The sequence below is a fragment of the Corallococcus sp. AB045 genome, from assembly GCF_003668895.1.
GTDB lineage: Bacteria > Myxococcota > Myxococcia > Myxococcales > Myxococcaceae > Corallococcus > Corallococcus coralloides.
On record NZ_RAWN01000047.1, the window covers coordinates 1 to 20,597 of the forward strand.

General features: G+C 69.4%; 21 protein-coding genes, 1 tRNA gene and 1 pseudogene. 13 read left to right on the forward strand and 10 right to left on the reverse strand.

All coding sequences use genetic code 11. The features are described 5' to 3' along the window. Positions 1–251 (reverse strand): annotated as a pseudogene (locus D7Y21_RS13890) (hypothetical protein); the annotation flags it as partial. Between the two features lie 109 nt (positions 252–360). Between D7Y21_RS13890 and D7Y21_RS13895 the strand changes: the two are divergent. Further along, on the forward strand, positions 361–555 hold the full coding sequence (locus D7Y21_RS13895) for a hypothetical protein (RefSeq protein ID WP_121713687.1): 195 nt from the start codon (positions 361–363) through the stop codon (positions 553–555). Between the two features lie 15 nt (positions 556–570). On the opposite strand, the gene D7Y21_RS13900 is transcribed toward D7Y21_RS13895, so the two are convergent. The 3 genes from D7Y21_RS13900 to D7Y21_RS13910 all read right to left on the reverse strand — a co-directional run bounded on the left by D7Y21_RS13900 (position 571) and on the right by D7Y21_RS13910 (position 3,485). Further along, positions 571–1,212 carry a DUF2716 domain-containing protein gene (locus D7Y21_RS13900; RefSeq protein WP_158627286.1) on the reverse strand — a complete coding sequence of 214 codons (642 nt, stop codon included), beginning with the start codon at positions 1,210–1,212 and terminating at the stop codon, positions 571–573. 184 nt (positions 1,213–1,396) lie between these two features. Further along, on the reverse strand, positions 1,397–1,933 hold the full coding sequence (locus tag D7Y21_RS13905) for a hypothetical protein (protein WP_120562657.1): 537 nt from the start codon (positions 1,931–1,933) through the stop codon (positions 1,397–1,399). A gap of 112 nt (positions 1,934–2,045) precedes the next feature. After that, on the reverse strand, positions 2,046–3,485 hold the full coding sequence (locus tag D7Y21_RS13910; protein WP_121713691.1) for an RluA family pseudouridine synthase: 1,440 nt from the start codon (positions 3,483–3,485) through the stop codon (positions 2,046–2,048). A 93-nt stretch (positions 3,486–3,578) separates the two neighbouring features. On the opposite strand from D7Y21_RS13910, the gene D7Y21_RS13915 reads away from it, so the two are divergent. The 4 genes from D7Y21_RS13915 (at position 3,579) to D7Y21_RS13930 (ending at position 7,188) form a co-directional block, all read left to right on the forward strand. Beyond that, positions 3,579–4,403, forward strand: coding sequence for a helix-turn-helix domain-containing protein (locus tag D7Y21_RS13915; protein WP_121713693.1), 825 nt, complete (start codon positions 3,579–3,581; stop codon positions 4,401–4,403). Between the two features lie 66 nt (positions 4,404–4,469). After that, positions 4,470–5,237 carry a dienelactone hydrolase family protein gene (locus D7Y21_RS13920; protein WP_121713752.1) on the forward strand — a complete coding sequence of 256 codons (768 nt, stop codon included), beginning with the start codon at positions 4,470–4,472 and terminating at the stop codon, positions 5,235–5,237. Between the two features lie 46 nt (positions 5,238–5,283). Beyond that, positions 5,284–6,654 (forward strand): FAD-binding oxidoreductase, encoded by a 1,371-nt coding sequence (locus D7Y21_RS13925; protein ID WP_120562654.1) that lies wholly within the window; start codon positions 5,284–5,286, stop codon positions 6,652–6,654. A gap of 123 nt (positions 6,655–6,777) precedes the next feature. Beyond that, entirely contained in the window at positions 6,778–7,188 is a 411-nt protein-coding gene (locus D7Y21_RS13930) for a VOC family protein (RefSeq protein ID WP_120562653.1), read from the forward strand. 1 nt (position 7,189) lies between these two features. Here D7Y21_RS13930 and D7Y21_RS13935 read toward each other — a convergent pair whose 3' ends face one another. The 3 genes from D7Y21_RS13935 to D7Y21_RS13945 are packed head-to-tail and all read right to left on the reverse strand — an operon-like array spanning position 7,190 to position 8,817. After that, positions 7,190–7,648, reverse strand: a complete 459-nt coding sequence (locus tag D7Y21_RS13935) for a GNAT family N-acetyltransferase (RefSeq protein WP_120562652.1) — start codon at positions 7,646–7,648, stop codon at positions 7,190–7,192. A gap of 33 nt (positions 7,649–7,681) precedes the next feature. Then, a complete protein-coding gene (locus D7Y21_RS13940) occupies positions 7,682–8,053 on the reverse strand; it encodes a hypothetical protein (RefSeq protein WP_120562651.1) in 372 nt (123 codons plus the stop codon). 2 nt (positions 8,054–8,055) lie between these two features. Beyond that, positions 8,056–8,817 carry a hypothetical protein gene (locus D7Y21_RS13945; protein WP_120562650.1) on the reverse strand — a complete coding sequence of 254 codons (762 nt, stop codon included), beginning with the start codon at positions 8,815–8,817 and terminating at the stop codon, positions 8,056–8,058. Positions 8,818–9,027: 210 nt separating this feature from the next. On the opposite strand from D7Y21_RS13945, the gene D7Y21_RS13950 reads away from it, so the two are divergent. From D7Y21_RS13950 to D7Y21_RS43450, 3 genes are read left to right on the forward strand one after another with little or no spacing between them, the layout of a single operon-like run. Beyond that, on the forward strand, positions 9,028–9,708 hold the full coding sequence (locus D7Y21_RS13950; RefSeq protein WP_121713695.1) for a hypothetical protein: 681 nt from the start codon (positions 9,028–9,030) through the stop codon (positions 9,706–9,708). Continuing rightward, entirely contained in the window at positions 9,705–10,787 is a 1,083-nt protein-coding gene (locus D7Y21_RS13955; RefSeq protein WP_121713697.1) for a hypothetical protein, read from the forward strand. Before D7Y21_RS13950 ends, D7Y21_RS13955 begins: the two co-directional genes overlap by 4 nt. Before the next feature lie 55 nt (positions 10,788–10,842). Further along, positions 10,843–12,582 carry a serine/threonine-protein kinase gene (locus D7Y21_RS43450; RefSeq protein ID WP_121713699.1) on the forward strand — a complete coding sequence of 580 codons (1,740 nt, stop codon included), beginning with the start codon at positions 10,843–10,845 and terminating at the stop codon, positions 12,580–12,582. A 71-nt stretch (positions 12,583–12,653) separates the two neighbouring features. Here D7Y21_RS43450 and D7Y21_RS13965 read toward each other — a convergent pair whose 3' ends face one another. Beyond that, positions 12,654–13,970, reverse strand: a complete 1,317-nt coding sequence (locus D7Y21_RS13965) for a multicopper oxidase family protein (RefSeq protein ID WP_199735417.1) — start codon at positions 13,968–13,970, stop codon at positions 12,654–12,656. Positions 13,971–14,322: 352 nt separating this feature from the next. On the opposite strand from D7Y21_RS13965, the gene D7Y21_RS13970 reads away from it, so the two are divergent. Beyond that, the gene (locus D7Y21_RS13970; RefSeq protein WP_121713701.1) at positions 14,323–14,709 is read left to right on the forward strand and encodes a hypothetical protein; all 387 of its coding nucleotides are present in this window, start codon (positions 14,323–14,325) and stop codon (positions 14,707–14,709) included. A gap of 65 nt (positions 14,710–14,774) precedes the next feature. On the opposite strand, the gene D7Y21_RS13975 is transcribed toward D7Y21_RS13970, so the two are convergent. Together D7Y21_RS13975 and D7Y21_RS43630 are read right to left on the reverse strand one after the other, a co-directional pair. Further along, positions 14,775–15,251, reverse strand: coding sequence for a hypothetical protein (locus tag D7Y21_RS13975; RefSeq protein WP_121713703.1), 477 nt, complete (start codon positions 15,249–15,251; stop codon positions 14,775–14,777). Between the two features lie 170 nt (positions 15,252–15,421). Next, positions 15,422–15,802: a YkvA family protein gene (locus D7Y21_RS43630; RefSeq protein WP_121713705.1), complete on the reverse strand. Its 381-nt coding sequence runs from the start codon at positions 15,800–15,802 to the stop codon at positions 15,422–15,424. A 300-nt stretch (positions 15,803–16,102) separates the two neighbouring features. On the opposite strand from D7Y21_RS43630, the gene D7Y21_RS13985 reads away from it, so the two are divergent. From D7Y21_RS13985 to D7Y21_RS14000, 4 genes are all read left to right on the forward strand, one after another. Then, positions 16,103–17,446, forward strand: a complete 1,344-nt coding sequence (locus D7Y21_RS13985) for a hypothetical protein (RefSeq protein ID WP_147469278.1) — start codon at positions 16,103–16,105, stop codon at positions 17,444–17,446. Between the two features lie 143 nt (positions 17,447–17,589). Next, positions 17,590–17,663 (forward strand) — tRNA-Ile (locus D7Y21_RS13990). A gap of 162 nt (positions 17,664–17,825) precedes the next feature. Then, complete coding sequence (locus D7Y21_RS13995; RefSeq protein ID WP_121713709.1) at positions 17,826–20,201, forward strand: hypothetical protein; 2,376 nt, start codon at positions 17,826–17,828, stop codon at positions 20,199–20,201. Further along, a complete protein-coding gene (locus D7Y21_RS14000) occupies positions 20,198–20,587 on the forward strand; it encodes a YHYH domain-containing protein (RefSeq protein ID WP_121713710.1) in 390 nt (129 codons plus the stop codon). The genes D7Y21_RS13995 and D7Y21_RS14000 overlap by 4 nt, the downstream gene beginning before the upstream one ends. Positions 20,588–20,597 lie beyond the last annotated feature (10 nt).

A 20,597-nucleotide genomic window follows, 5' to 3' on the forward strand; every position in this document is an offset into this window, starting at 1 on the left:
ACCCCACCCTCCAGGATGGCGATCCACGCGTCCTTGCGGTCCTGGAAGATGGTGAACTCCCACTGCACGCGCAGGTTGGGGATGATGGCGCCGTTGCTGATCTGCGTGCCCAGGAAGAGGCCGCGGGGCAGCCAGGCGGGCGTGGGCGACACGTGGCCCCGCAGGTAGTCTGCTTCGCGCGACTGCGCGGCGGCGGAGGTGGAGACCAGGGCAAGCGAAACAACCAGCAATGCGCGAGCGAGGTGGAGCATGGGACTCTATCCACCGTGGCAGCGCGCACTTGTCAACGAAGTGTTCCGTTGGCTATGACACGCAACGCCTTCCTGCCGTCGCGGGAGGTCACCAGGAGCAGAACACCGAATGCCAGTCGTCACGGTCCGGGCCAGCAGCAAGCAGGGTCCGGCACAGCTCGACACGCTGGTCCGCAAGGTCACGCAGACGACGTCAGGGCTCCTGGAGGAGAACGACCGGGTGCTGGTCGTCTACGGCGAGGGGCGCGCCAACCTCTACTACGAGGGTGCGCCCCGCCCGCGCACCGTGTCCCGGCCGGACTGACGTTCCGGCTTCTCCTCAGTCGTCAGGCCCCAGCCTGCGCGCGCGCTGGAAGAGCGCCGGCGGGTTCCGGTCCACGGCGGCGATGAGGCGGTGTCCCAGGAGTTCGTAGGTCTCCATCTCGATGGGGCCTCGCCCCGGGGCCTCCAGCCCGTCGAAGTTGCCCACGCGGTAGCGCGCGGCGAAGACGAAGTGGAAGTCCGGCGGCGCGAAGAGGTGCTCCGGGTCCCCCGCCGGGTGGACGTCCATGGCCCAGCGCGGTTCGAACGACGGCGGGTGGATGCCGCGCTCCACGCGCTCCATGTGCTCGCGCGTGTAGAGCCCGGTCATCTCCTCCAGCGTCGCGTCGGCCTCGAAGCGCACGTGCGGGGAGAGGCGGTAGCAGGGGTGCTGCGGATCCAACGCGTAGAGCCAGTCCCCGGGCGGGGTGAGCTCGCGGAACACGGCGAGCATCCGCTCCGCCAGGTCGCGGTAGAGCTCCAGCCGGACGTCGTGCTCCAGGCGGAAGAAGTCCTCGCCCACGACGAAGCGAACGCTGCCCTCTTCCGGGGAAGGCCACGGATGGTCCAACGCGTGGCGCTCCGCATCGCCCGACAGGGGCATCCAGGCTTCAGCTTCGGCTTCGGCTTCGGCTTCCGGTTTGAGTTTGAGCACCACCACTGCCCCCCCTTCTCGAAAACCCGGGTATGCGCGCAACGCTGGAATCGCGCAAGCACCTGGCGGGAGGGGTCGGGGCCTGTGCATGGCACCCGACTTCCACCGCGACGAGGGGCGGATGTGGAAAGCCGCAGGGGCCATCCACACCCGGTGTCGCGCGGTGGACGACGGGACCGCGCCGGGTGAATCAGGGCAGTTCCACCTCATTGCCCAGGAACGTGTAGCCGAAGGTCCCCACGCGGGTGCCCTGGCTGTTCGAGACCTCCTCGAACGTGCCGCGCACCACGGTGCCGCCGTAGTCGATGGTGAGCTGGTTGTTCTCGATGCGGCCCTTGCCCAGACGGAAGTCCAGCCAGAGGTTCTCTCCGAACTCCGCGGGCACCGGGCACACGTGAATCTGATCCGGACGCACGTCCTGCAGATCCTCGTACTCCACCTTGCCGCCCTCCGCGCCGGGCTCGGTGATGTTCCTGTAGGTAGCGGAGAGCGAGCACTGCAGCGCGTTCATCGTGATGAAGGCGTCATCGTCGTTGTAGACGTTGAAGCCCACGTCCAGGCCGCCCTCGGACACCTTCGCGCCGGTGTCGAGCTGGAGATCCAGTTCGTACGTCCCCTGGTACTTGCGCTTGATGTCGTCCTCTCCGCAGCCGGTGAGCGCCGTCGCCGCGAGCAGCAGGCCCGCGATGAAGGACTTCGAGCCGAGGTTCTTGCGTGCGTAGGTCATGGGATTCCTCTCCAAGGTGGGGGTGTCTGTTCATGAAGGGCCTTCCCGCCCTTCCCTTTCCCTTGGTCTCCGCGGGCCTTTGAATTGATCAAACAATTCACGCCGCCAGACTTCAAAACGGCGCGGGCGAGGCGAACACCAGACGCTCGCCGGTGCGTGGATGCACGAAGGCCAGCGCGTCGGCATGGAGCATCAGCCGCACGTCCTCTCGTCCAAAGCGCGCGTCCCCGGCGATGGGCACTCCCAGCCCCAGGCGATGCGCGGCATGGATACGCAACGTGTGGGGCGGATGGGTCGTTGGAACGAATTCCACCCGGGACCGGGCTGCCTCGCGACGGAGTACCTTCCACGCACTCCGGGTCCGCTTGCCGTGGCGCGCGTCCACGCAGTCCTCCAGGGAGGCGTGGGGGGTGAAGCGCAGCGGCAGGTCGATGAGGCCTGAGTCTCCGGCCACGCGGCCGTCCACCCAGGCGACGTGGCGGTGCTCCGCCTCGCGCTGGGAGAACTGGCGCTGGAGCGAGCCCCGCGTCACCGCATCCCGGGCGATGACGAGGAGGCCGGAGGACTCCGGGTCCAGCTCGTGGAGGAAGCTGGCGGGGGTCAGTTCCGGGAACCGGGGCTGGAGCCGGACGAGCACCGAGTCGCGCGTGGGCGCATGGCGTCCGGGGAGCGTGGGCAGCCCCTCGGGCTTGTCGATTACGAGGAGCCACGGGTCCTCATGGAGGAGGCGTGGCCCGGCGGCGGCTGGCTCGGCGGGCGGCAACTCCACCGCCAATCCCTGCAACATGTACGGCAGCACCGTGCCGCATTTGTTGTCACACGCCGGGTAGTACGCGCCGGATTCCCGGCGGCCATCGAGCGGAGGGGCTCCCCACCAGAACTCCGCGAGCTCCAAGGGCGTCAATCCGTTGCGAAAGGCATACGCCAGCAGCTTCGGCGCCGCGCAGTCACCGGCACCGCCGGGAGGAGGCTTGGGCGCGAACAGCGAGGCGAGTGTCTGGGTTTCGCCGCGCGCATTGGGAATGACATATCCCTGGGTCACCTGACGCCACAGGGCCCGTGAACGCTCCGCACGCACGTGCTCCACTTCCGCCACGCGCGCTTCCACGTCGCGCAGCGAAGGCGCGTGTCCCTGTGCGCGCAGCGCCTCGGCTTCCCGGCACAGCGCCGCATGCTGTTGTTCCAGCGCGGCCAGCTCCGCCTCTCCCGCCGGCCAGAACGCGTCGCGGGCCACCGGGTCGAACAGCGGCGGCACGAAGCCCTCCACGTTCCACGCGCCGTTCAGCATCCCGGAGAAGGCGCTCAGGAACCCCACCCGTCCCTCCGGCGCCGCGACCACCAGCACGCCGAACATCTTTCCGCCGCCGGGCCGCCACAAGGCTTCGCCGAACGGGGGCTCCTGCCGCAGCCGCTGCTGGAGTGCCTCCGCCGCGCGGAGCCCCCAGGGGCCGGGAGGCGCTGGATGGAAGGGATTCGCCAGCCGCGCAGGCAGCGGGCCTTCGATGGACGCCAGGGTCCGGATGAGCTCCGCCTCGTCTGTTCGGGTCTTCATCCGGGCCCCATCTTCGCCTGAATCCTCCGGTGGAGGGCGCCTTCGCGGACTATGTTTCCCACCCTACCGCTGGCGGGGAGGCAGAGACACGCCGTGCACTTCCTCAAGCAAGCCCCCGTCGCGCAGCTGTCTTCCCTGGTGCTGGGGTACTGGTTCATCGAGGACCTGAAGGGCGCCCACGAAGGACGGCCCATCCAGACCGCGCCGTCGCCCACGGCGGTGCTGACCCTCAACTTCGGCCGGCCGTGCACGAGCGACTTCGCGGCGGGAGCCCCGCGAGCCTCGCTCCTGGGCATCCAATCCCACCGCCGCGATTGGCGCTCGGGGGAAGGCTGCGCCTTCGTGATGGTCATGCTGACGCCGGCGGGACTCGCGCGCCTGTTTCCCGCGAGCGGCCAGTCCACGGGGGACGACCTGCTGGAGTTGGGTGCGGTGCTGGGCGATGGCGCGTCCCGGCGGCTCGTGGAGGACCTGTCGGCCGCGTGGGAGCCTCACCGGGTCGCCGCGAGACTGGATGCATGGTTGCTCGAACGGCTGGTCACGACGAAGCCCCTTCCCGAAACCGAGCGGCTCGCGCGGGCCTGGGACGTGCTGCGCCGCACGTCGCGCGTGGAAGCCGCGGCGCGGGCCGTGGACGTGTCGACGCGGCAGTTGGAGCGCTGGTTCCAGGAGCACCTCGGGCACTCGCCCCGGCAGGTGGCCGCACTGGAGCGGCTCCACCACAGCCTGCTCGCGGCGCAGACGGGTCAGGGGGATCCGCACGAGGGGTTCAGCGACCAGGCCCACCGCATCCGGATGTGGCGCCGCCATCTGGGCCTGACACCCGGGCGCTTCGCCCGAACACCGCGCTCGATGATGGCGGACTACTTCAACCCCCGACGGGAGGGCTCGGCCGCGGCGCTCGCGCACTTCCTCTGAAAGGCTCGGGCATGTCGCATTCGTTCAAGACGACCCAGGCATGAGGCAGGCAGCGTGAACGCCACCATGTCCCTCCATGCCGAGAGCCTCGACTACGCCGATGGGGAAACCCTCTGTGAAGGGTACGTCGCCCACGACTCCGCCCACGCGGGCCCGCGCCCCTGTGTGCTGATTGCCCATGCGTGGGATGGGCAGAACGCCATCATCCGCGCGATGGCCGAACGGTTCGCGGCACAGGGCTACGTGGGCTTCGCCCTGGATGTGTATGGCAAGGGCGTGCGGGGAGACGTGACGGGGGACAACTCGCACCTCATGGGCCCCTTCCTGGAAGACCGCGCGCTGCTCCGCCGGCGCATGCGAGCGGCGCTGGAGGCCGCGAGGCGCCATCCTCGCGTGGACCCGGAGCGCGTCGCGGTGCTGGGCTACTGCTTCGGGGGACTCTGCGCGCTCGACCTGGCCCGCGCGGCTCCGGAGGGCTTGAGGGGCGCCGTGAGCGTTCACGGGATGCTCCACGCGCCACGGTTGGGTCCCCAGCCGCCCATCTCCGCGAGCATCCTCCTGCTGCACGGATGGGAGGATCCGACCGCGAAGCCGGACGCGGTGCTGGGCATCGCGAGGGAGCTGACCGAGGCGGGCGCGGATTGGCAGCTCCAGGCCTACGGCCACGCGATGCATGCCTTCACCTTCCCCGGCGCCCAGAGGCCCGAAGCGGGCATCCAATACCACCCGGTCGCCGCGGGACGCGCGGACGCCGCCTTGCGGACATTCCTGGCGCAGGTCCTGGGTGAAGCGGCCCCGGCTCCGGGGCAAGCTGGGGCGTCAGGGAACGGATGACGGGTGGCCGGCCCGGCGTTCACGGTCCAGAGCCTGGGAGGCCTTCATGACGGTCGACGTGGAGCGAGCGCTGGCGGAGGTGTTGCCGGCGGAGGCGGTCATCACGGATCCGGACGTGCTCGCGGCGCACCGGCACGACCAGGCGGAGTGGGCGTCCTCGGGCATGCCGAGGGTGCTGGTGCGGCCCGCGTCCACGTCCGAAGTACAGGCCGTGCTCCGGGTGGCCACGGCGCTGCGCGTGCCGGTGGTGCCCCGGGGCGCGGGCTCGGGCCTGTCGGGCGGCGCGAACGCGAGCGACGGCTGCATCGTCCTGTCGCTCATGCGGATGAACCGCATCCTGGAGGTGGACCGGCGCGGCATGCTGGCTGTCGTCCAGCCCGGCGCGCTCAACGGCGCGGTGAAGGCCGCCGCCGCGGAGCACGGCCTCTGGTACGCGCCGGATCCCGCGAGCTGGGAGTTCTCCTCCATCGGCGGCAACCTGGCCACCAACGCGGGAGGCCTGTGCTGCGTGAAGTACGGAGTGACGGGCGACGCGGTGCTGGGGCTGGAGGCGGTGCTCGCGGACGGCACCGTGGTGCGCACCGGCGGGCGGACGGTGAAGAACGTGGCGGGCTACGATCTAACGCGCCTCTTCATCGGTTCGGAGGGCACGCTGGGCGTCCTCACCGAGGCGACACTGCGGCTGCGTCCCCGGCCACCGAACGCGACGACGCTGGTGGCCGCGTTCCCGACGCTCGTGAGCGCGGGCACGGCCGTCTGCGACATCATGGAGCGTTCGCGCCCATCCGTGCTGGAGCTGATGGACCGCACCACCGTGCGCGCCGTCGAGTCCTGGAAGCCCATGGGCCTGGACGTCACCGCCGAGGCCCTGCTGCTGGCGCGCTCCGACGCGGGCGGAGTGCAGGGAGAGGAGGAACTGGCATTGATGGTCGCGGCCTGTGAGCGGGCCGGAGCGACCTCCGTGCTGAGCACCGCGGACGAGGCCGAGGGCGAGCTGCTCATGGGCGCCCGGCGCTTCGCCTTCCCGGCGCTGGAGCAGCGCGGTGCCACGCTGCTGGATGACGTGGGCGTGCCTGTCGTGCGCATCCCGGAGCTGCTCGCGGAGGTGGAGCGCATCGCGGAGAAGCACGGAGTGCTCATCGGCACGTTCGGGCACGCGGGCGACGGGAACATGCACCCCACCGTCGTCTTCGACCGGAAGGATCCAGCGGCGCTGGCCCGGGCGAAGGAAGCGTTCGACGACATCCTGCACGCGGCGCTGGCCCTGGGAGGCACCATCACGGGCGAGCACGGCGTGGGGTCCCTCAAGCGCGGCTTCCTGGGCGCGCAGCTGGGCCCGGAGACGCTGCGCCTGCACCAGGCAATCAAGAGCGCGCTCGACCCGCTGGGCCTGCTCAACCCCGGCAAGGTGCTGTGATTCCGGCGGGTTGGCGCCAGGGCGGGGAAAAATAAATCCGGTGTCGATCCCACCGGAGCACGTTCGTCGCGTGGATGAAGGCGACGTTCACCTCATCCTCTTTCTTCCGCCAGGAGACGCACCATGGGCACCAAGATCTTCGTCAACCTCCCCGTCGAGTCGCTGGACCGCGCGGTCGGTTTCTTCACGAAGCTGGGCTACACGTTCAACCCCCAGTTCACGGACGCCAACGCCACCTGCATGGTCATCAGCGAGGACATCTACGTGATGCTGCTGGTGAAGCCCTTCTTCAAGACGTTCACCCAGAAGGAGGTCGCGGACGCCACGAAGACAACGGAGGTGATCATCGCCCTGTCCCAGGAAAACCGTGCCGCCGTGGACGCGCTGATGGAGAAGGCGCTGGCGGCGGGCGCGAAGGAGACCAAGGACAAGACGGACATGGGCTTCATGTACCAGCGCAGCTTCTCGGACCTGGATGGCCACCAGTGGGAGCCGTTCTGGATGGACCCCGCCGCCGTGCAGCCGCAGCCGTGATTCAGAGAGGGCGCTTCATGCCCTCGTGGCTCGCCACGAACCCCAGCCGCGCATAGAAGCGCTGGGCTTCGTGGCGGCGCTTGTCGGTGGTGAGCTGGATCAGGGCGCAGCCCCGGGCCCGAGCGCGCTCCATCGCCTCATTCATCAGCGCTTCTCCAATGCGCTGCCCTCGCAGGTCCGAGCGCACGCGCACCTCCTCCACCAGTGCTCGCCGGATCCCGCCGCGGCCCAGGCCCGGGATGTACGTGAGCTGGAGCGTGGCGATGACCTGCCCGTCCTGCTCGCCTACGACGATCTCGTTGTTCGGGTCGGCGGTGATTTCCTTGAACGCGGCATCGACGGCGGGAGTGACCTCCTCGGCGTAGCCGGTGCGCGAGCGCGCGATGTCGTCATTCGCGAGCAGCGCGATGATGGTGGGCAGGTCGGTGTCACGGGCGTTGCGGAAGGTGGTGGGGGCCATGTCCGAACATCCTAGAGGAGACCGGACCCGGCCTCAGCGCGTCTCATCCTGGTACGCCTTCACGAGGGCATTGATGCGCCGCCCGCTGGGGTCTTCCTTCCGCGGGTCGGCGATGACGAGCAGCGTCTTGCCCGAGACGACCGCGGACCCGACGACATCGCCAATGAGCCCCCACCCGGCTTCCTCTGCCTTCCGGGCCGTCTCGGCGCTGTCGAAGACGCACAGCGTGGCGTCCAGGCCACTCACCTTGCCGGCCTGGCACTTGCCTCCGGGCAACTTCTCGCCAGCATCGGTGAACGCGGAGGGCGACTCGCCCGCCTTCTTCCACGCACCCAACACGTCGTCCACAGGGCTGGAGCAGCCCGCCATCAGTAGAGCCACCAGCGGAAGTGACAGGCGCCTCATGCTCAGTCCCGGTCCTTGAACTTCTTGTGCTTGTGCTTCTTGTGCTTCTTGTGGCCGTGGCCGCAGTGGTCATCGTGATGGTGCTCGTGCACGACGCGCTCCTCGCGGATGATGACCACCTCCCGCTGGGGCGGCGGCGGCGGCGCGCCCACCCGCACCTCGACACCCGGCACCGACACCTCGACCCTGGGCACCGGGACCTTGAAGCCCACCTGGATGACGGGGCCGTGGTACTCGGGCGGCGGTGCCACCGTCACCACCGGGCGCGGAGAGCTCCAGTTTCGGTAGACCGAGTTGACGCGCACGAGCTTCGGGTTCTCCCGCTGGTACTCCTCGGGGTACTCACCCGCGTAATAGGAGACGTCCTCCTTCTCCACGAACCGCTGGCGCGGCGGCGGCTCGTAGGCGTGGTAGTGCGGCCCGTCGTGGTGGCAGTACTCCACCTCGTCCACGTCCACGTCGATGTGGATGATCACGTTGAGGACCACGGGGTGGTGCCCGTAGTAGGCGTGCCGGGGCCCCTCGTAGCCGAAGGGCGTGGGGTCCCCGATGAAGATGTGGACGTTGTCGCGCGTGCGGTAGAGCGTGTCGGCATACAGCGGCGCGGCGGTGTGCACGTGCATCGCCTCGATGTGGCACAGCCCATCCGCCGGCTGCCCGGTGCGCGGGTGCATCCCCGCATACCGCCACTGCTTCGCCTCGGCCGTGCCGCCGACGGCAAACAGCAGCACCGCGGACAGCGCGGCCAGGTTCATCCGTGACATGTTTGGCTTCTCCCTCGGGGGTGTCCTTATACCGGATACGGGACCCCGGCCGCCCCGGGTCGAGCACTCGCAAGGCCTCGTCCCCCACCCGCGGTGTCTGCCCTTGTGCACTGCGAGCGACTTGAGGGTGATGCGCGCGAAATATTCTTCACCAGGCGGCAGCCAGCACCCGGAGCGCATCCCCGAGTAACCTCCGTCCGCCGACACCCGATGTTCCCCACCCCCGCCATCTTCCGCCGCTGGCTGCTCGCGTGGGCGGGCGTGCTGACCCTCCTGGGCGTGGGAGTCGAAGTCGCGCACCGCGCGCTCGGCACCCCGACGCTGGAGCCCCTCGTCGCGTTCCTCTCCCTGAGCTACGAGCAGAACCTGCCCACCTGGTACGCATCGGGGCTGCTGCTGGGCTGCGCCCTCGTGCTCGCGGGCATTGCCCGGGCTGCGAGCCTTTCCCGCGACCCGGGACGGCGCCACTGGTGGGCCCTGGCGTGCACGTTCGCGTACCTCTCGCTGGACGAGAGCGTGGGCATTCATGAACACCTTGGAGGGCTCCTCTCCCTGGGGGGAGTGCTGTTCTTCACCTGGGTGGTGCCGGCCGCGGTCCTTGTGCTGCTCGGAGGGCTCGCGTTCCTGCCGTTCCTCGCGCGGCTTCCCTTGCGTCGGCGCGGGCAGTTCATCCTGGCAGGCGTGCTGTACGTGGGCGGCGCGCTGCTCATGGAGCTGCCGCTGGGATGGTGGACGGAGCGGCACGGCAACGACAACCTCGTGTACGCCCTCATCGACCACGTGGAAGAGGCGCTGGAGTTGGTGGGCGCCAGCCTGTTCCTCACGGCGTTGTTGGAGGAATGGGGTGAGCGGGTGGTGCTCACGGCGCGAGTGGAGGCGCCCCCTCCATGAGCCTGGCCCGGCCACTCCACGCCGAGCCGGAGCGCCCGGTGGAGGCCGTGCGCGAGGCGGCCCCGGCCCCCGCGCGTTCGCCCTACATCGTGGGGCCCGTCTTCGACTGGGCCTTCTTCCTGCTGCCGCCGCTGCTGGCGCTCGGGCTGGGCATCGCCATCTCCGGTACGGCCTTCAGCGACGCTCCCGTCCGCCTCTTCGGCCAGGAGAAGACCTGGGCCGCGCTGCTGGTGGGCAGCCTCATCCACGCGCATCTGGTCGCGGTGTTCTTCCGCAGTCATGGCAACCCCGCCATCTTCCGTCTCCACCCCCTGCGCTTCGTCCTGGTGCCCGTGCTGGCGTGGGCGGCCATTCGCGGCTCGGCGGTGGTGGCCGCGGCCGCCACCGTGCTCGCGACGTTCTGGGACGTGTGGCACTCGGGGTTGCAGACGTTCGGCCTGGCCCGCATCTACGACCGCAACCGGGGCACCCCACCCTCGGCGGGGCGCCGGCTCGACTTCTGGCTGAACCACCTGCTGTACGCGGGGCCCATCCTCGCGGGCGCCACGATGCTGGACCACTTCAGCAGCTTCGAGTCCTTCGAGGCGGTGGGCATGCCGTGGCTCGCCTCCGTGCCCGTGCGCATGACGGCCACCCACCGCGTGTGGACGCTGGGCGTGCTGGCCGTGGGCGGCGCGTTCCTCGTCTTCTACGTGGCGGCTTCGGTGCGTCTGTGGAGGCAGGGGCACCGGCCCTCCTTCCAGAAGGTGTTCCTGCTGGTCACCACGGGTGCCTGCTCCATCTATTCGTGGGGCTTCAACACCTGGGGCGAGGCGTTCTTCATCATGAACGTCCTCCACGCCGTGCAATACCTGGCGCTGGTGTGGGCCACGGAGGGAGAGCACCTCCGGGAACGGCTGCGGCTGAAGTGGCGCGGGCTGGCGCTCGCGCTCTTTCTGGCAACCGTGCTTGCCTATGGCGTGGGGGCCGAGCTGCTGGACCCGGACCTGGAGAGCCTCTGGGCCTGCACCCTCGTCGTGTCCCTGATGCACTTCTGGTACGACGGCTTCATCTGGTCCGTGGCGCGCAAGCAGGTGTGAAGGTCCCTCCACCCCACCCTCCCCGCCTCCCAGGCACTTGCTATCGTGCGCGCCCATGAATGAGCCCACGGCCGTTTCGGATCCACGCATCGGCTCGGTGTTGCAGGAGCGCTACCGCATCATCGAGCGACTCGCCGCCGGGGGCATGGGCATGGTGTACCGGGGCGAGCGGCTGGAGGTGGGCAAGCCCGTCGCCATCAAGTTCCTCCACGCCTGGGCCGCCCGGGACGAGGACTTCCGCAAGCGCTTCCAGGTGGAGGCACGCGCGATGAGCCGCCTCACCCATCCGTGCTGCGTGTCGGTCATCGACTTCGGCATGGATCAGGAATCGCCGTACATGGTGATGGACTTCGTCACGGGGGACACGCTGCGAGGGCTGCTGGGCGACGGGGCCCTGCCGCCGCCCCGAGCCCTGGGCGCCGTGCGGCAGGTGCTGGCGGGCCTGGCCCATGCGCATGCGCAGGGGATCATCCACCGGGACATCAAGCCCGAGAACATCATCGTCACCCACGCGGTGGGGCTCGGGGAGCAGGTGCGCATCCTCGACTTCGGGCTGGCCAAGCTCCGCGACGAGGTGACGGGCCTCACCTCGGGGATGATGCTCGGGACCCCGTCCTACATGGCCCCGGAGCAGATCCACGGCGAGCCGGTGGGCCCGCCCACGGATCTGTACGCCACCGGCGTGCTGCTCTACGAGCTCCTCACCGGGAAGAAGCCCTTCAACGCCTCCAGCAACGCGGAGCTGCTGCGCATGCAGCGCGAGGTGCCACCGCCCCGGTTGCGCGACACCGCCCCTGACGCTGGCTTCTCCGCGGAGCTCGAAGCGACGCTGGCGAAGGCGATGGAGAAGGCTCCGGAGAATCGCTTCCAGTCCGCCACGGAGTTCCTGGCCGCGCTCGAAGGGGCCTGGTCGGGACCGGCCGCGTCCCCCACGGCGCCCGTGGCCGGCGATGCACCGGGAGTGCCTCGCTCCTCCTCGCCCACGCCGTCGCGTCCAAGGGAGGAAGTGCTCGCGACCCGGAACGTCCGGGCACAGCCCCGCGGGACGCCGGTGGACCTTCAGGCCGAATCCCGCGCGCTGGAGTCCCCGCAGGCGACCCCGACGGAGGCCGTGGCCAGGAAGGAGGAGTCCGAGGCCACGATCCAGTCTCGCCCCATCACGCCCCCTCCCGGCGGGAGCCGCTCGCGACGGGTGGTGGGAGGCGCGGCGGTGCTCTCCCTGGCCGTGGCGGGCCTTGGCTGGTGGGCGTTGGCGTCAAGGTCCGCGGACCCGGCGCCTGTGGCCTCGGAGCCACCCTCGCCCAGGGCCCCGGCGGCGGAGGAAGCACGGGCGGAGGCTCCCACGGGCGCCACGGACTGGCAGCCCGTCGTGGAGCAGCTTCCGGGCATCGACGAGGCCCATCGGTTGATCAAGGCACAGCGACGGGACGCGGCCCTGGCGGCGTTGAAGAAGCTGGCGGCGAAGTACCCGACGAGCGCCTACGTCCGCTACCTGGAGGGGAACGTCAACTTCGACAACCTCCGCTGGGTGGATGGCGTGACGGCCTACCGGACGGCGCTGCGCAATGACGCCGCGTACCGCAACGCACCGGTCGTCATCCAGAACGCCATCCGCTGCCTCGTCAGTGACCGGTTCCACGGCACCTGCGAGGACTTCCTCCGCAAGGACCTGGGCGAGGCCGCGGTGCCCTCGCTGGAAGATGCTGCCCGCGAGCACCCCATGGCCAGCGTCCGGACCCGGGCCGCGGCGCTGCTCCGCCAACGTGACCGGGGTTTCACGGACGGCTCACGCTGATCCTCCGGGCGGATGGCCGGCCCACCGGCTCCATCCTGTTGAGGGTCCACGCGTGCTCGCACCTTCCAGCATCAGGCCGGTGAGCCGGGCTCCACCGGAGCCGGGGCCTCCACGTCGATGCCGTCCCGGCGCAGCGCCTCCGTGCTCGCCGCCTGGGCCAGCGTGCCGGGCGGGTTGTCGTACCAGCCCGGGTCCTTGTATCCGTCCAGGCGCTCACGGACCTTGAGCACGGTGAACATGCCGCCCATGGTGATGTAATCGTGTTTGCCCTGGCGCCCCACCATGGGGATGGAGTTGGGTGGGACAGGCATCCCCATCTCGCCCATCTGCGCCATGCCTGTCTGGCCCATCGTCATGTAGCCGGGCAGCAGCGCGCGCACCTTCGCGTCCAGCCCACCCGGTTTCACGCCAATCATGTTGGGGAAACCATGGCCCATCTGGTTCATCAGGTGGTGCGTCATATGGCAATGCAGGGCCCAGTCGCCGGGCGCGTCCGCCACGAACTCGATGGCGCGGGCGCTGCCCACGGGGACGATCACCGTTGTCTCCGGCTGCTGCGCGGACTCGGGCACACGTCCGCCGTCGGTCTCGGTGATGCGGAAGTGATAGCCATGCAGGTGGATGGGGTGGTGGTTCTGCGGGCTCAGGTTGCCGAGCCGGATGCGCACCCGCTCCCCCTGGCGTACGACGAGCGGCTCCGTGCCCGGGAACGCCTTCGCGTTCATGGTGAGCACGTTGAAGTCCGTCATCTCGTTCGGATTGGGCCGGCGGGTGCCGACGTCGATGCGCCATTCATGCAGCAGGATGGCGAAGTCCCGGTCGATGCGGGGACCCATGGGCCGGCGCGGGTGGATGACGAACATGCCCGTCATGCCGAGGCCGATCTGCGTCATCTCGTCATGATGCGAGTGATACATGTTCGTCCCTGACTGGCGCAGGGTGAACTCGTACTGGAACGTCTCACCGGGGGCGATGGACTTCTGGTTGAGGCCGCCCACGCCGTCCATGCCGTTGGGCAACAGGATGCCGTGCCAGTGCACGGTGGTGGGCGCGGGCAGCCGGTTGGTGACGTAGATGCGCACCCGGTCCCCCTCCACCGCCTCGATGGTGGGCCCGTGGACCCGGCCGTTGTAACCCCAGCAGAGGGCCTTCAGACCGGGCGCGAACTCGTGCTCCACCTCCTCGGCGACCAGGTGGAAGACCTTCACGCCGCCCACCACCTTCCACGGCAGCTTGGAGCCATTGGGCACCACCACGGGCTGGTAGTCCCGGTCGGGCATCCCGGGGCGCAGCCAGTCCTGCCGCGCTTGTCGCGGGCCGGAGCCCACAGCGGAGCCGCTCAGCAGCAGCGCGCCACCCGTGAGGGTAGCGCCCGCTGTCGCCAGCATGCTTCGCCGGGTCAGGGTTCCCGTTCCTCCAGCCTCGGGAGGCATTCCAGGAGGGCCCCCGCGCTCCGAGGTTCCGGGGACGTCCTCGTCGCGGACCGGTGCGTGCGCGGTCTCATTCGTGCGGGTGCGCATGGGGGACCTCGTGGCCATGCCGTGATGGCAGCCAGGATGAGGACCCATGTCGATGTCCCGCGGTCCATGAGGTTCACAACCTCACGGCTCCGCGGAAATGATGCCGCCTCACGCGGCGAGCCACCGCCTCCCCCCACGTTCCACTCTGGCTCGAACAGGCCATCCTCCAGCTCAGGCAGCAGCTTTTCCTTGGGGAAGTTCGAGCCTGGGAGGAAATGCCATGAGGAAGCTTGGATACGGTCTGATCATCACCACGGGACTGCTCTTCGGACCACTTGCCGGAGCCCAAGGCACCGGTCAGACACCGAACCCGGAGCGCCAGACGAACACGCCCGCGCAGCAGCAATCCAGCTGCCCCTGCGGAATGATGGGCGGCGGGATGATGGGCCATGGCATGGGCGGAGCGGGAATGAGCTGCCCCATGCACGGAATGGCGGACGTGAAGGTAGAAGAGACGCGGACAGGGGCCATCCTGCGGCTCACCGCGAAGAACCCCGACCAGGTCTCGGAGGTTCAGCGCATGGCGGAAGGGATGCAGCGCTGCATGAGCGGAAGCGGCACCCCACAGCAGGGCCAGCCGTCCTCGCCCGGTCAGCAGCAGCGCTGACGAGCGCGCGCCGTCTCAAGCACCGGAACCGCCACGCGGCGATGCATCCTCATGAAGGAGGCGCGCTAAAGGGAGAACCTCACGCCCACCCGTTCATGCAGCAGATGAACGTTCGTGCCGAGCAACCGCACGTAGGTATAGGCAGCGGCCACGTTGAGCGAGAACCATCGGTTGGGGTGCCACTCCACCCCGGCCCAGACCTCCGGGAAAGCGCCCAGGCGCGACTCGAAGTTGGGATCATCGGAATCGCCGTCGCCATCATCGAAGTCGAAGTCGAGCGATTGCACGGTGGTGACGAGAGGGAGCCCCAGAAACGCCCTGCCCGCCCCCGCGGCTCCGAGCTTCAGCCCGGCACCGAGATACGGAACCCATCGCTGGGCGGCATCGCTGCGCCAGCGGTAGAGCAGCCCCGGGGTGAGGCCCAGCTCGGAGAAGGTGGAATCCCCGGAGCCGCCGACCCCGGCCTCCAGCGGCAGGCGGAATGCCCACCGGGCACCGAGATCCACCTGGAAAGCGGCTTGGAGGCTGATGCCCACCGCCACTCGGCCTCCCGAGAACGCCTGTACGGGCCCCACGGAGAGGGGCTCCAGATTGACTCCCGCACCGAAATAGCCCGAGCGCGGCACGTCACCTGCGGTTGCTGTGGATGCGAGGACAACGACGAGAAGAGGTATGGGCGTCATTTCATCCACTGTAGCCGCAGGCGATGGCGTCAGTGAGGCCGCAGCCACCGGACGAACAGCAGCGCGAGCAGCACCCAGAGGGTGAGGATGACCGCCCCCGCGGCCCAGCTCGTCTTGCGCAGGTTCGCCTCCTGGCGGGCCCTGTCCCGGCATTCGGCGAGCACTGCGGGAGGGATGAGCCGGCGGACGAGAAGGATGCCGAGTGGGACGAGGATCAGGTCATCGAGCAGTCCGAGGACCGGGATGAAGTCTGGAATGAGGTCCACGGGGCTCAGCGCGTAGGCGACCACCCCCGCCGCGAGGAGCTTCGCGTACCAGGGGACTCCAGGATGCCGGGCCGCGATGAAGAGCGCCGCCACCTCCGTCTTGAGCTGCCGGACCTTCTGTCTCCACCGTTCCAGGCTCTTCATTCTCGGTGGAGATTAAGCGGTTCCCTGCGTCAGCCGTCGCATTCTGATCGCACGGAAGGGACTTGCGGACACTGACCCGCCAGGGGGACAGGGAATAGATCCAGGCGCTGTCCAGAGAGGGGGCAGGCGTGCGCGGCGCCTCCCACCGCGAACAGATGAGACCGGAGATACATGAGCTTCCATTTCCGTTGCGTCTCGCTGTTCGTGATGGGACTGCTCCTGTGTGAGTTCGGCTGCGCGGTTTGCACCCTGGGGGCGGCCCCCTCCCCGCGGAATCCGATCGCGGGGGCTGCGAGCATCATGAGTTGGAGCAAGCCCCAGCGGCTCTCCACCGGGCCGTCGCTTTCGTGGGAGTACACGCGCGTGGCGGCGGGCCCATCCGGGAGCGCCTTCGCCATCTTCGCGCATGTCACGACCCAGAACGCGCCCCACGACTACACGGCGCTCTACGCCAGCCGCTATACCGCCACGTCCGATACATGGACGCCCGAGCAGCCGCTCCAATCCCAACCCGGCAACCTTCTGCGGAGCAGTCTGGCCGCGGATGAGCAGGGAAATGCCATGGCGGTCTGGCTCCAGCAGACCCCGGCGGGCAACACCTTCTTCGCGAGCCACTTTTCAGCGGCGACGGGCCAGTGGAGCCTCGCGCTACAGCTCACGTTCCCCGTTGACGACATCCCCACCATGCGCCTGGCCATGTCCCCCACGGGCGACGCGGTCTTCGTCTGGACAACGCTCTGCAAGACGCTGTGCAAGCCCGTCGAGCACCGGGTGATGGCCATGCGCTATGGGGCGGCCAGCAACCGGTGGGTCCAGCCGCCGGTGCCCCTCAACACGGCGCGTGACACCCCGTCTCTCTGGCCCGCCGCCGCGCTCGACGCGAACGGCAGCGCGCTCGTGCAATGGCAGCAGGCGGACGCCCGGGGGACCCAGGCCATTCATGGCAGCGCGTACAACGCCGACAAGTTCCAGTGGTGTGGCGATTCCATCCTGAGCCGGTCGAACTACGGCGCGGCCACGACGCCCGCCATCGCCATGGACGCGGCGGGCAACGCGCTCGCCGTCTGGCCCCAGCACGTCGCGACGCTGACCGGCAAACTGATGCAGGGAATCGACGCACGCCGCTACGACCGTGAGAGCAACACATGGCAGCCCGCCGAGCGCATCGACTCGCACATCTCCGATTACGGAGGCATGTTCAACCCGTCCATCGTCATCGCGACGAACACGGGCGATGCGCTGGCCGGCTGGCTGTACCTCCCCCACCCCCCGCCCCTCACCGGGGCCGCCGAGGGACGCGTGTACCTCGCGTCGAAGGAGGAATGGGACATCCGCCCGCGCTTCGACCGCAGCGTCGACCCGAACAACCCGCGGCTCGGAGGCACCGTGCTGGGCGGATATCCCGTGCTCGCCTCCGACCCGGCCGGTGACCAGGTCGCCTTCTGGGCACAGTCCGACCACACGGCCTGGGCGAGCTACCAATATGCCCCTGGCAACTTCCGGGCCCCGGAACCCCTGCGGTCCGCGCCGGAAGCTGTCGTGGGCGCAATCACGGGGGCCATCGACCTGAATGGGCATGCAACGGCGGTGTGGATTGAGACAGCCGCGGATGGCGACACCCTCTGGGTCGCGCGCTACCAGTAGCCCTGTCGCCCAAGCAGGCAGCCGGTCCAGGGGCGAAAGTCGGAAGGCGCCCCCCTCCCGCAGCCCTGTCAGGAAGGGCCCGGGCACCCCGTCCGAAGTTCTTGCGGTCACGGCCCTGGCCCGGTATACGGGCGGGGCTTCACGGCCAGGTAGCTCACCTGGTTAGAGCGGCGGTCTCATAATCCGCAGGTAGTCAGTTCAAGTCTGACCCTGGCCATCAAGCAGCCCCGGAGTCACTTTCCCAAGTGATTCCGGGGCTTTTTTCGTTCCGTAGCGCCCGCCCGTCCCCCTTCCGGGGGATTGTCAGGCCCCCTCCCGGCGCGGTCCGATGCCCCCCTGTCCCGACGCGCAGCACCCATGCCCCGGGGGAGTCCGCACGATGCTGGACGAGGAAATCCACTCGAAGGCCCGGGCCGCGGCCGTCCGCTGGGCGCGCTGGCGGCTGGGCCCCCTTGGTTTCGCGGACCTCATCACCCGGGTCGACGCGTCCGTGCTCCGCTACGGGCGGCTCGTCACCCGGTACGCCGTCCGCACCGGCACCTGGGCGGCGGAGGCCTACGCGGGCGGAGCGAACACGGCCCGGAGTTCGCGCTCCACGCCTCCGGTCTCACTCGACACACTCGACCTGTGGAGCGCATCTCCGGAGGCCCTGGCCGAAAAGTCATCTCACCTCGCCATGTGCGGAGACTGCCAGGGCGCAGGACAGGTGACGTGCCCCACGTGCAGGGGCTCCCTTCGCGCCAGTTGCTCCGGCTGCGGCGGGTCCGGCCGGCGGATGAGCCGGGCGCGCAAGAGCTACCGGATGGTGAACTGCACGGAGTGCCGGGGAAAGGGCACGAAGAAGTGCGTCCGCTGCACGAAGGGCATGGTGGGCTGCCACACCTGCCGGGGCTCGGGGACGCTCCGCCGGTGGCTGAGGGTGTCGACCGTCGAACGCACCCAGGTGCGTGCGTGGCCGGATGCGAAGGCCCTCTCCGCGCACAAGGGCCTGCTGGAGGATTCGAAGCGGGCACTTCAATGGCCGGGAGCGCGGGCCCTGGCTTCCGTGGAGCACCCGGGTCCCCTGCCCGGCTCGGCGCTGGGGGATGAGGCCCGTTCCGCGGGCTTCATCGCCGCGAGGTCCTCGCTGGAGCCCGAGCTCGAGCCGCTGCGCGGAAGAATCCTTTCCCAGACATTGGATGTCTTTGAAGCCCCGTCCGCGACCGTCTGTTTCGAGTTCGCGGGCAGGCCGGGCTTCATCCACCTGATGGGACGCGACCTCCACCCCACCCAGGCCCGCGACACCTCCGCCTTCCACCGGCGCGTCGGTGCCCTGATGGGCGTGGCCATGGCGGGCTTCTTCGCCGTGCCCTTCCTGGTCAGCGCGTTCATCTCACGGCACGCGTTCTACGCGGAACCGGACCAGAGCTGGCTCGCCATGCTTGCGATTTTGGGTCTCTGGCCCGGGACCTGGTGGTGGGCCGCGACCGCGCTGCGCCGCCGACGCGCTGGTGGCGCGAAATCTCCCGCACGGTGGCACGACCGGATTGGCATCGGACTGACGGGACTCTGCGCGCTCGTCCTCGCGGGATGCTTTCTCTTCATTCGTCCATCGGTTCCGGAGCTGGTCCGCCTGACGGCCGCGGGCCAGCTCCGTGAAGCCGAGCTGCATGCGGACCTGCTGGAGGCCAACGGTGAATCCAGTCCTGAGTACATCGAGGCGCGGAATACGTTCGTGCTCGCGCGCATCCAGGGCATGGACAATCGCGACGCGGTGAGGCTCATCCGTCACTACGCGGGCTCCGGTAAGGGCACCGGTCCCCTGGAGACGGCGCGCGTGAAGCTGCGCGAGGCATGGGCTCGCTCCGCGCTGGAACGCGGCGCGGAGGACACGGTCGAGGCGGAGCTGAAAGCCCTGTCCACCGAGCGGGCTCCGGCCTCCGTCATGGACGGACTTCGCGCGAAGCTGGAGGACTTCCGCATCGCGACGGGAAAGGCCGCGCTGGAGAAGGGAGAGCTGGCCGAGGCCATCCAGGTGCTGTCACGCATCCAGGCCCGGACGCTCGTCTCAGAACGCCCCGAGCCGCTCATCACCCAGGCCTACCTGCGTCAGGAACGTGCATGCCCTGCCCGCGATGTTCGCTGCCGCGCCACGGCCCTCCACGCCGCGGTGGCGGTCGACACGGGCGAAACAGCCCGCACGGCCCTCGCCTCCTTCCGAGGCGCGGAGCTCACCCGGATGGCAACGGCCACGGCCCACGCGGGAGGGCTCGGTGCTTCGCTGCGCGAGCTCCGGACCGCGGACGAGGATGTGGGCGCACTGCTCTCGGTGCTCGGAAGCGACGCTGAAATGACCGCCGCGAGGGCCGCGCTCCTCGGCCGCAGGGAGGCGTTGCTGCGCAATCGCTTTCCCCTCGGGGAACCCGTGGAAGTCGCCCAGGCACAGCTCGGTCCCTCCGGATTGGAGATGCAGCGCTCGGATGTGTTCCGCGTGGTGGACGCGCCCCCGGGGACGCTCACGTACCTGTTCGTCGGTCAGGGCATGACCCGTGGCCTCTACGTCACCACGCCGGACCATGGGAAGGCGGGGCTGTCGCCCGCGGCGCTCCAGCTTGCCGCGAAGCGATTCACGGGCCAGGAGTTCTCCGCGAAGGACCTCGTGCATGCGGGCAAGGGTGTGGCCCATGTGACGGTGCGCCTGGGCCGGCACACGGCCCTGCTGGGATGGCATGACGACACGCTGGTCGAAGCACAGATGGGACGGGTGGATCCATGAGGCGCGTCAGCAAGGCGGCGCTGGGCTTGGGGGTCGTCGCGGCGCTGGCGTGTTCACACCTCGCGAGGGCGCATCCGGGACGGACCAACAGCTCCGGCTGTCACAACGTACGGGCCACGGGTGGCTATCACTGCCACGGCGGCGGTGGCGGCGGCGGCGGCGGATGGCGGGAGCTCGAGGAGACACCCACGCGCGTGAAGGTCATCGCCATTCCGCGCGCCCGCGTGTGGATCAACGGCGCCTTCGTGGGCATGTCCCCGACGCCAGCGGTGCGCGTCGACGGAACGAAGGTCCAGGTCCTGCTGGAGCACGCCGCACTGGGCCGTCACGAGACGACCGCGACCATCGACTCGGGAGGGACGACCGCCCTGACGGTGAGGTGGTAGGCGAGCCGGC

Coding starts and splice junctions, on each gene's coding strand:
- D7Y21_RS43450 (WP_121713699.1), top strand. CDS start 10,843: ATGAATGAGCCCACGGCCGTTTCGGATCCACGCATCGGCTCGGTGTTG.
- D7Y21_RS13965 (WP_199735417.1), bottom strand. CDS start 13,970: ATGCTGGCGACAGCGGGCGCTACCCTCACGGGTGGCGCGCTGCTGCTG.
- D7Y21_RS13910 (WP_121713691.1), bottom strand. CDS start 3,485: ATGAAGACCCGAACAGACGAGGCGGAGCTCATCCGGACCCTGGCGTCC.
- D7Y21_RS13950 (WP_121713695.1), top strand. CDS start 9,028: ATGTTCCCCACCCCCGCCATCTTCCGCCGCTGGCTGCTCGCGTGGGCG.
- D7Y21_RS13925 (WP_120562654.1), top strand. CDS start 5,284: ATGACGGTCGACGTGGAGCGAGCGCTGGCGGAGGTGTTGCCGGCGGAG.
- D7Y21_RS13895 (WP_121713687.1), top strand. CDS start 361: ATGCCAGTCGTCACGGTCCGGGCCAGCAGCAAGCAGGGTCCGGCACAG.
- D7Y21_RS13985 (WP_147469278.1), top strand. CDS start 16,103: ATGAGTTGGAGCAAGCCCCAGCGGCTCTCCACCGGGCCGTCGCTTTCG.
- D7Y21_RS13935 (WP_120562652.1), bottom strand. CDS start 7,648: ATGGCCCCCACCACCTTCCGCAACGCCCGTGACACCGACCTGCCCACC.
- D7Y21_RS13930 (WP_120562653.1), top strand. CDS start 6,778: ATGGGCACCAAGATCTTCGTCAACCTCCCCGTCGAGTCGCTGGACCGC.
- D7Y21_RS14000 (WP_121713710.1), top strand. CDS start 20,198: ATGAGGCGCGTCAGCAAGGCGGCGCTGGGCTTGGGGGTCGTCGCGGCG.
- D7Y21_RS13945 (WP_120562650.1), bottom strand. CDS start 8,817: ATGTCACGGATGAACCTGGCCGCGCTGTCCGCGGTGCTGCTGTTTGCC.
- D7Y21_RS13955 (WP_121713697.1), top strand. CDS start 9,705: ATGAGCCTGGCCCGGCCACTCCACGCCGAGCCGGAGCGCCCGGTGGAG.
- D7Y21_RS43630 (WP_121713705.1), bottom strand. CDS start 15,802: ATGAAGAGCCTGGAACGGTGGAGACAGAAGGTCCGGCAGCTCAAGACG.
- D7Y21_RS13995 (WP_121713709.1), top strand. CDS start 17,826: ATGCTGGACGAGGAAATCCACTCGAAGGCCCGGGCCGCGGCCGTCCGC.
- D7Y21_RS13920 (WP_121713752.1), top strand. CDS start 4,470: ATGTCCCTCCATGCCGAGAGCCTCGACTACGCCGATGGGGAAACCCTC.
- D7Y21_RS13905 (WP_120562657.1), bottom strand. CDS start 1,933: ATGACCTACGCACGCAAGAACCTCGGCTCGAAGTCCTTCATCGCGGGC.
- D7Y21_RS13970 (WP_121713701.1), top strand. CDS start 14,323: ATGAGGAAGCTTGGATACGGTCTGATCATCACCACGGGACTGCTCTTC.
- D7Y21_RS13940 (WP_120562651.1), bottom strand. CDS start 8,053: ATGAGGCGCCTGTCACTTCCGCTGGTGGCTCTACTGATGGCGGGCTGC.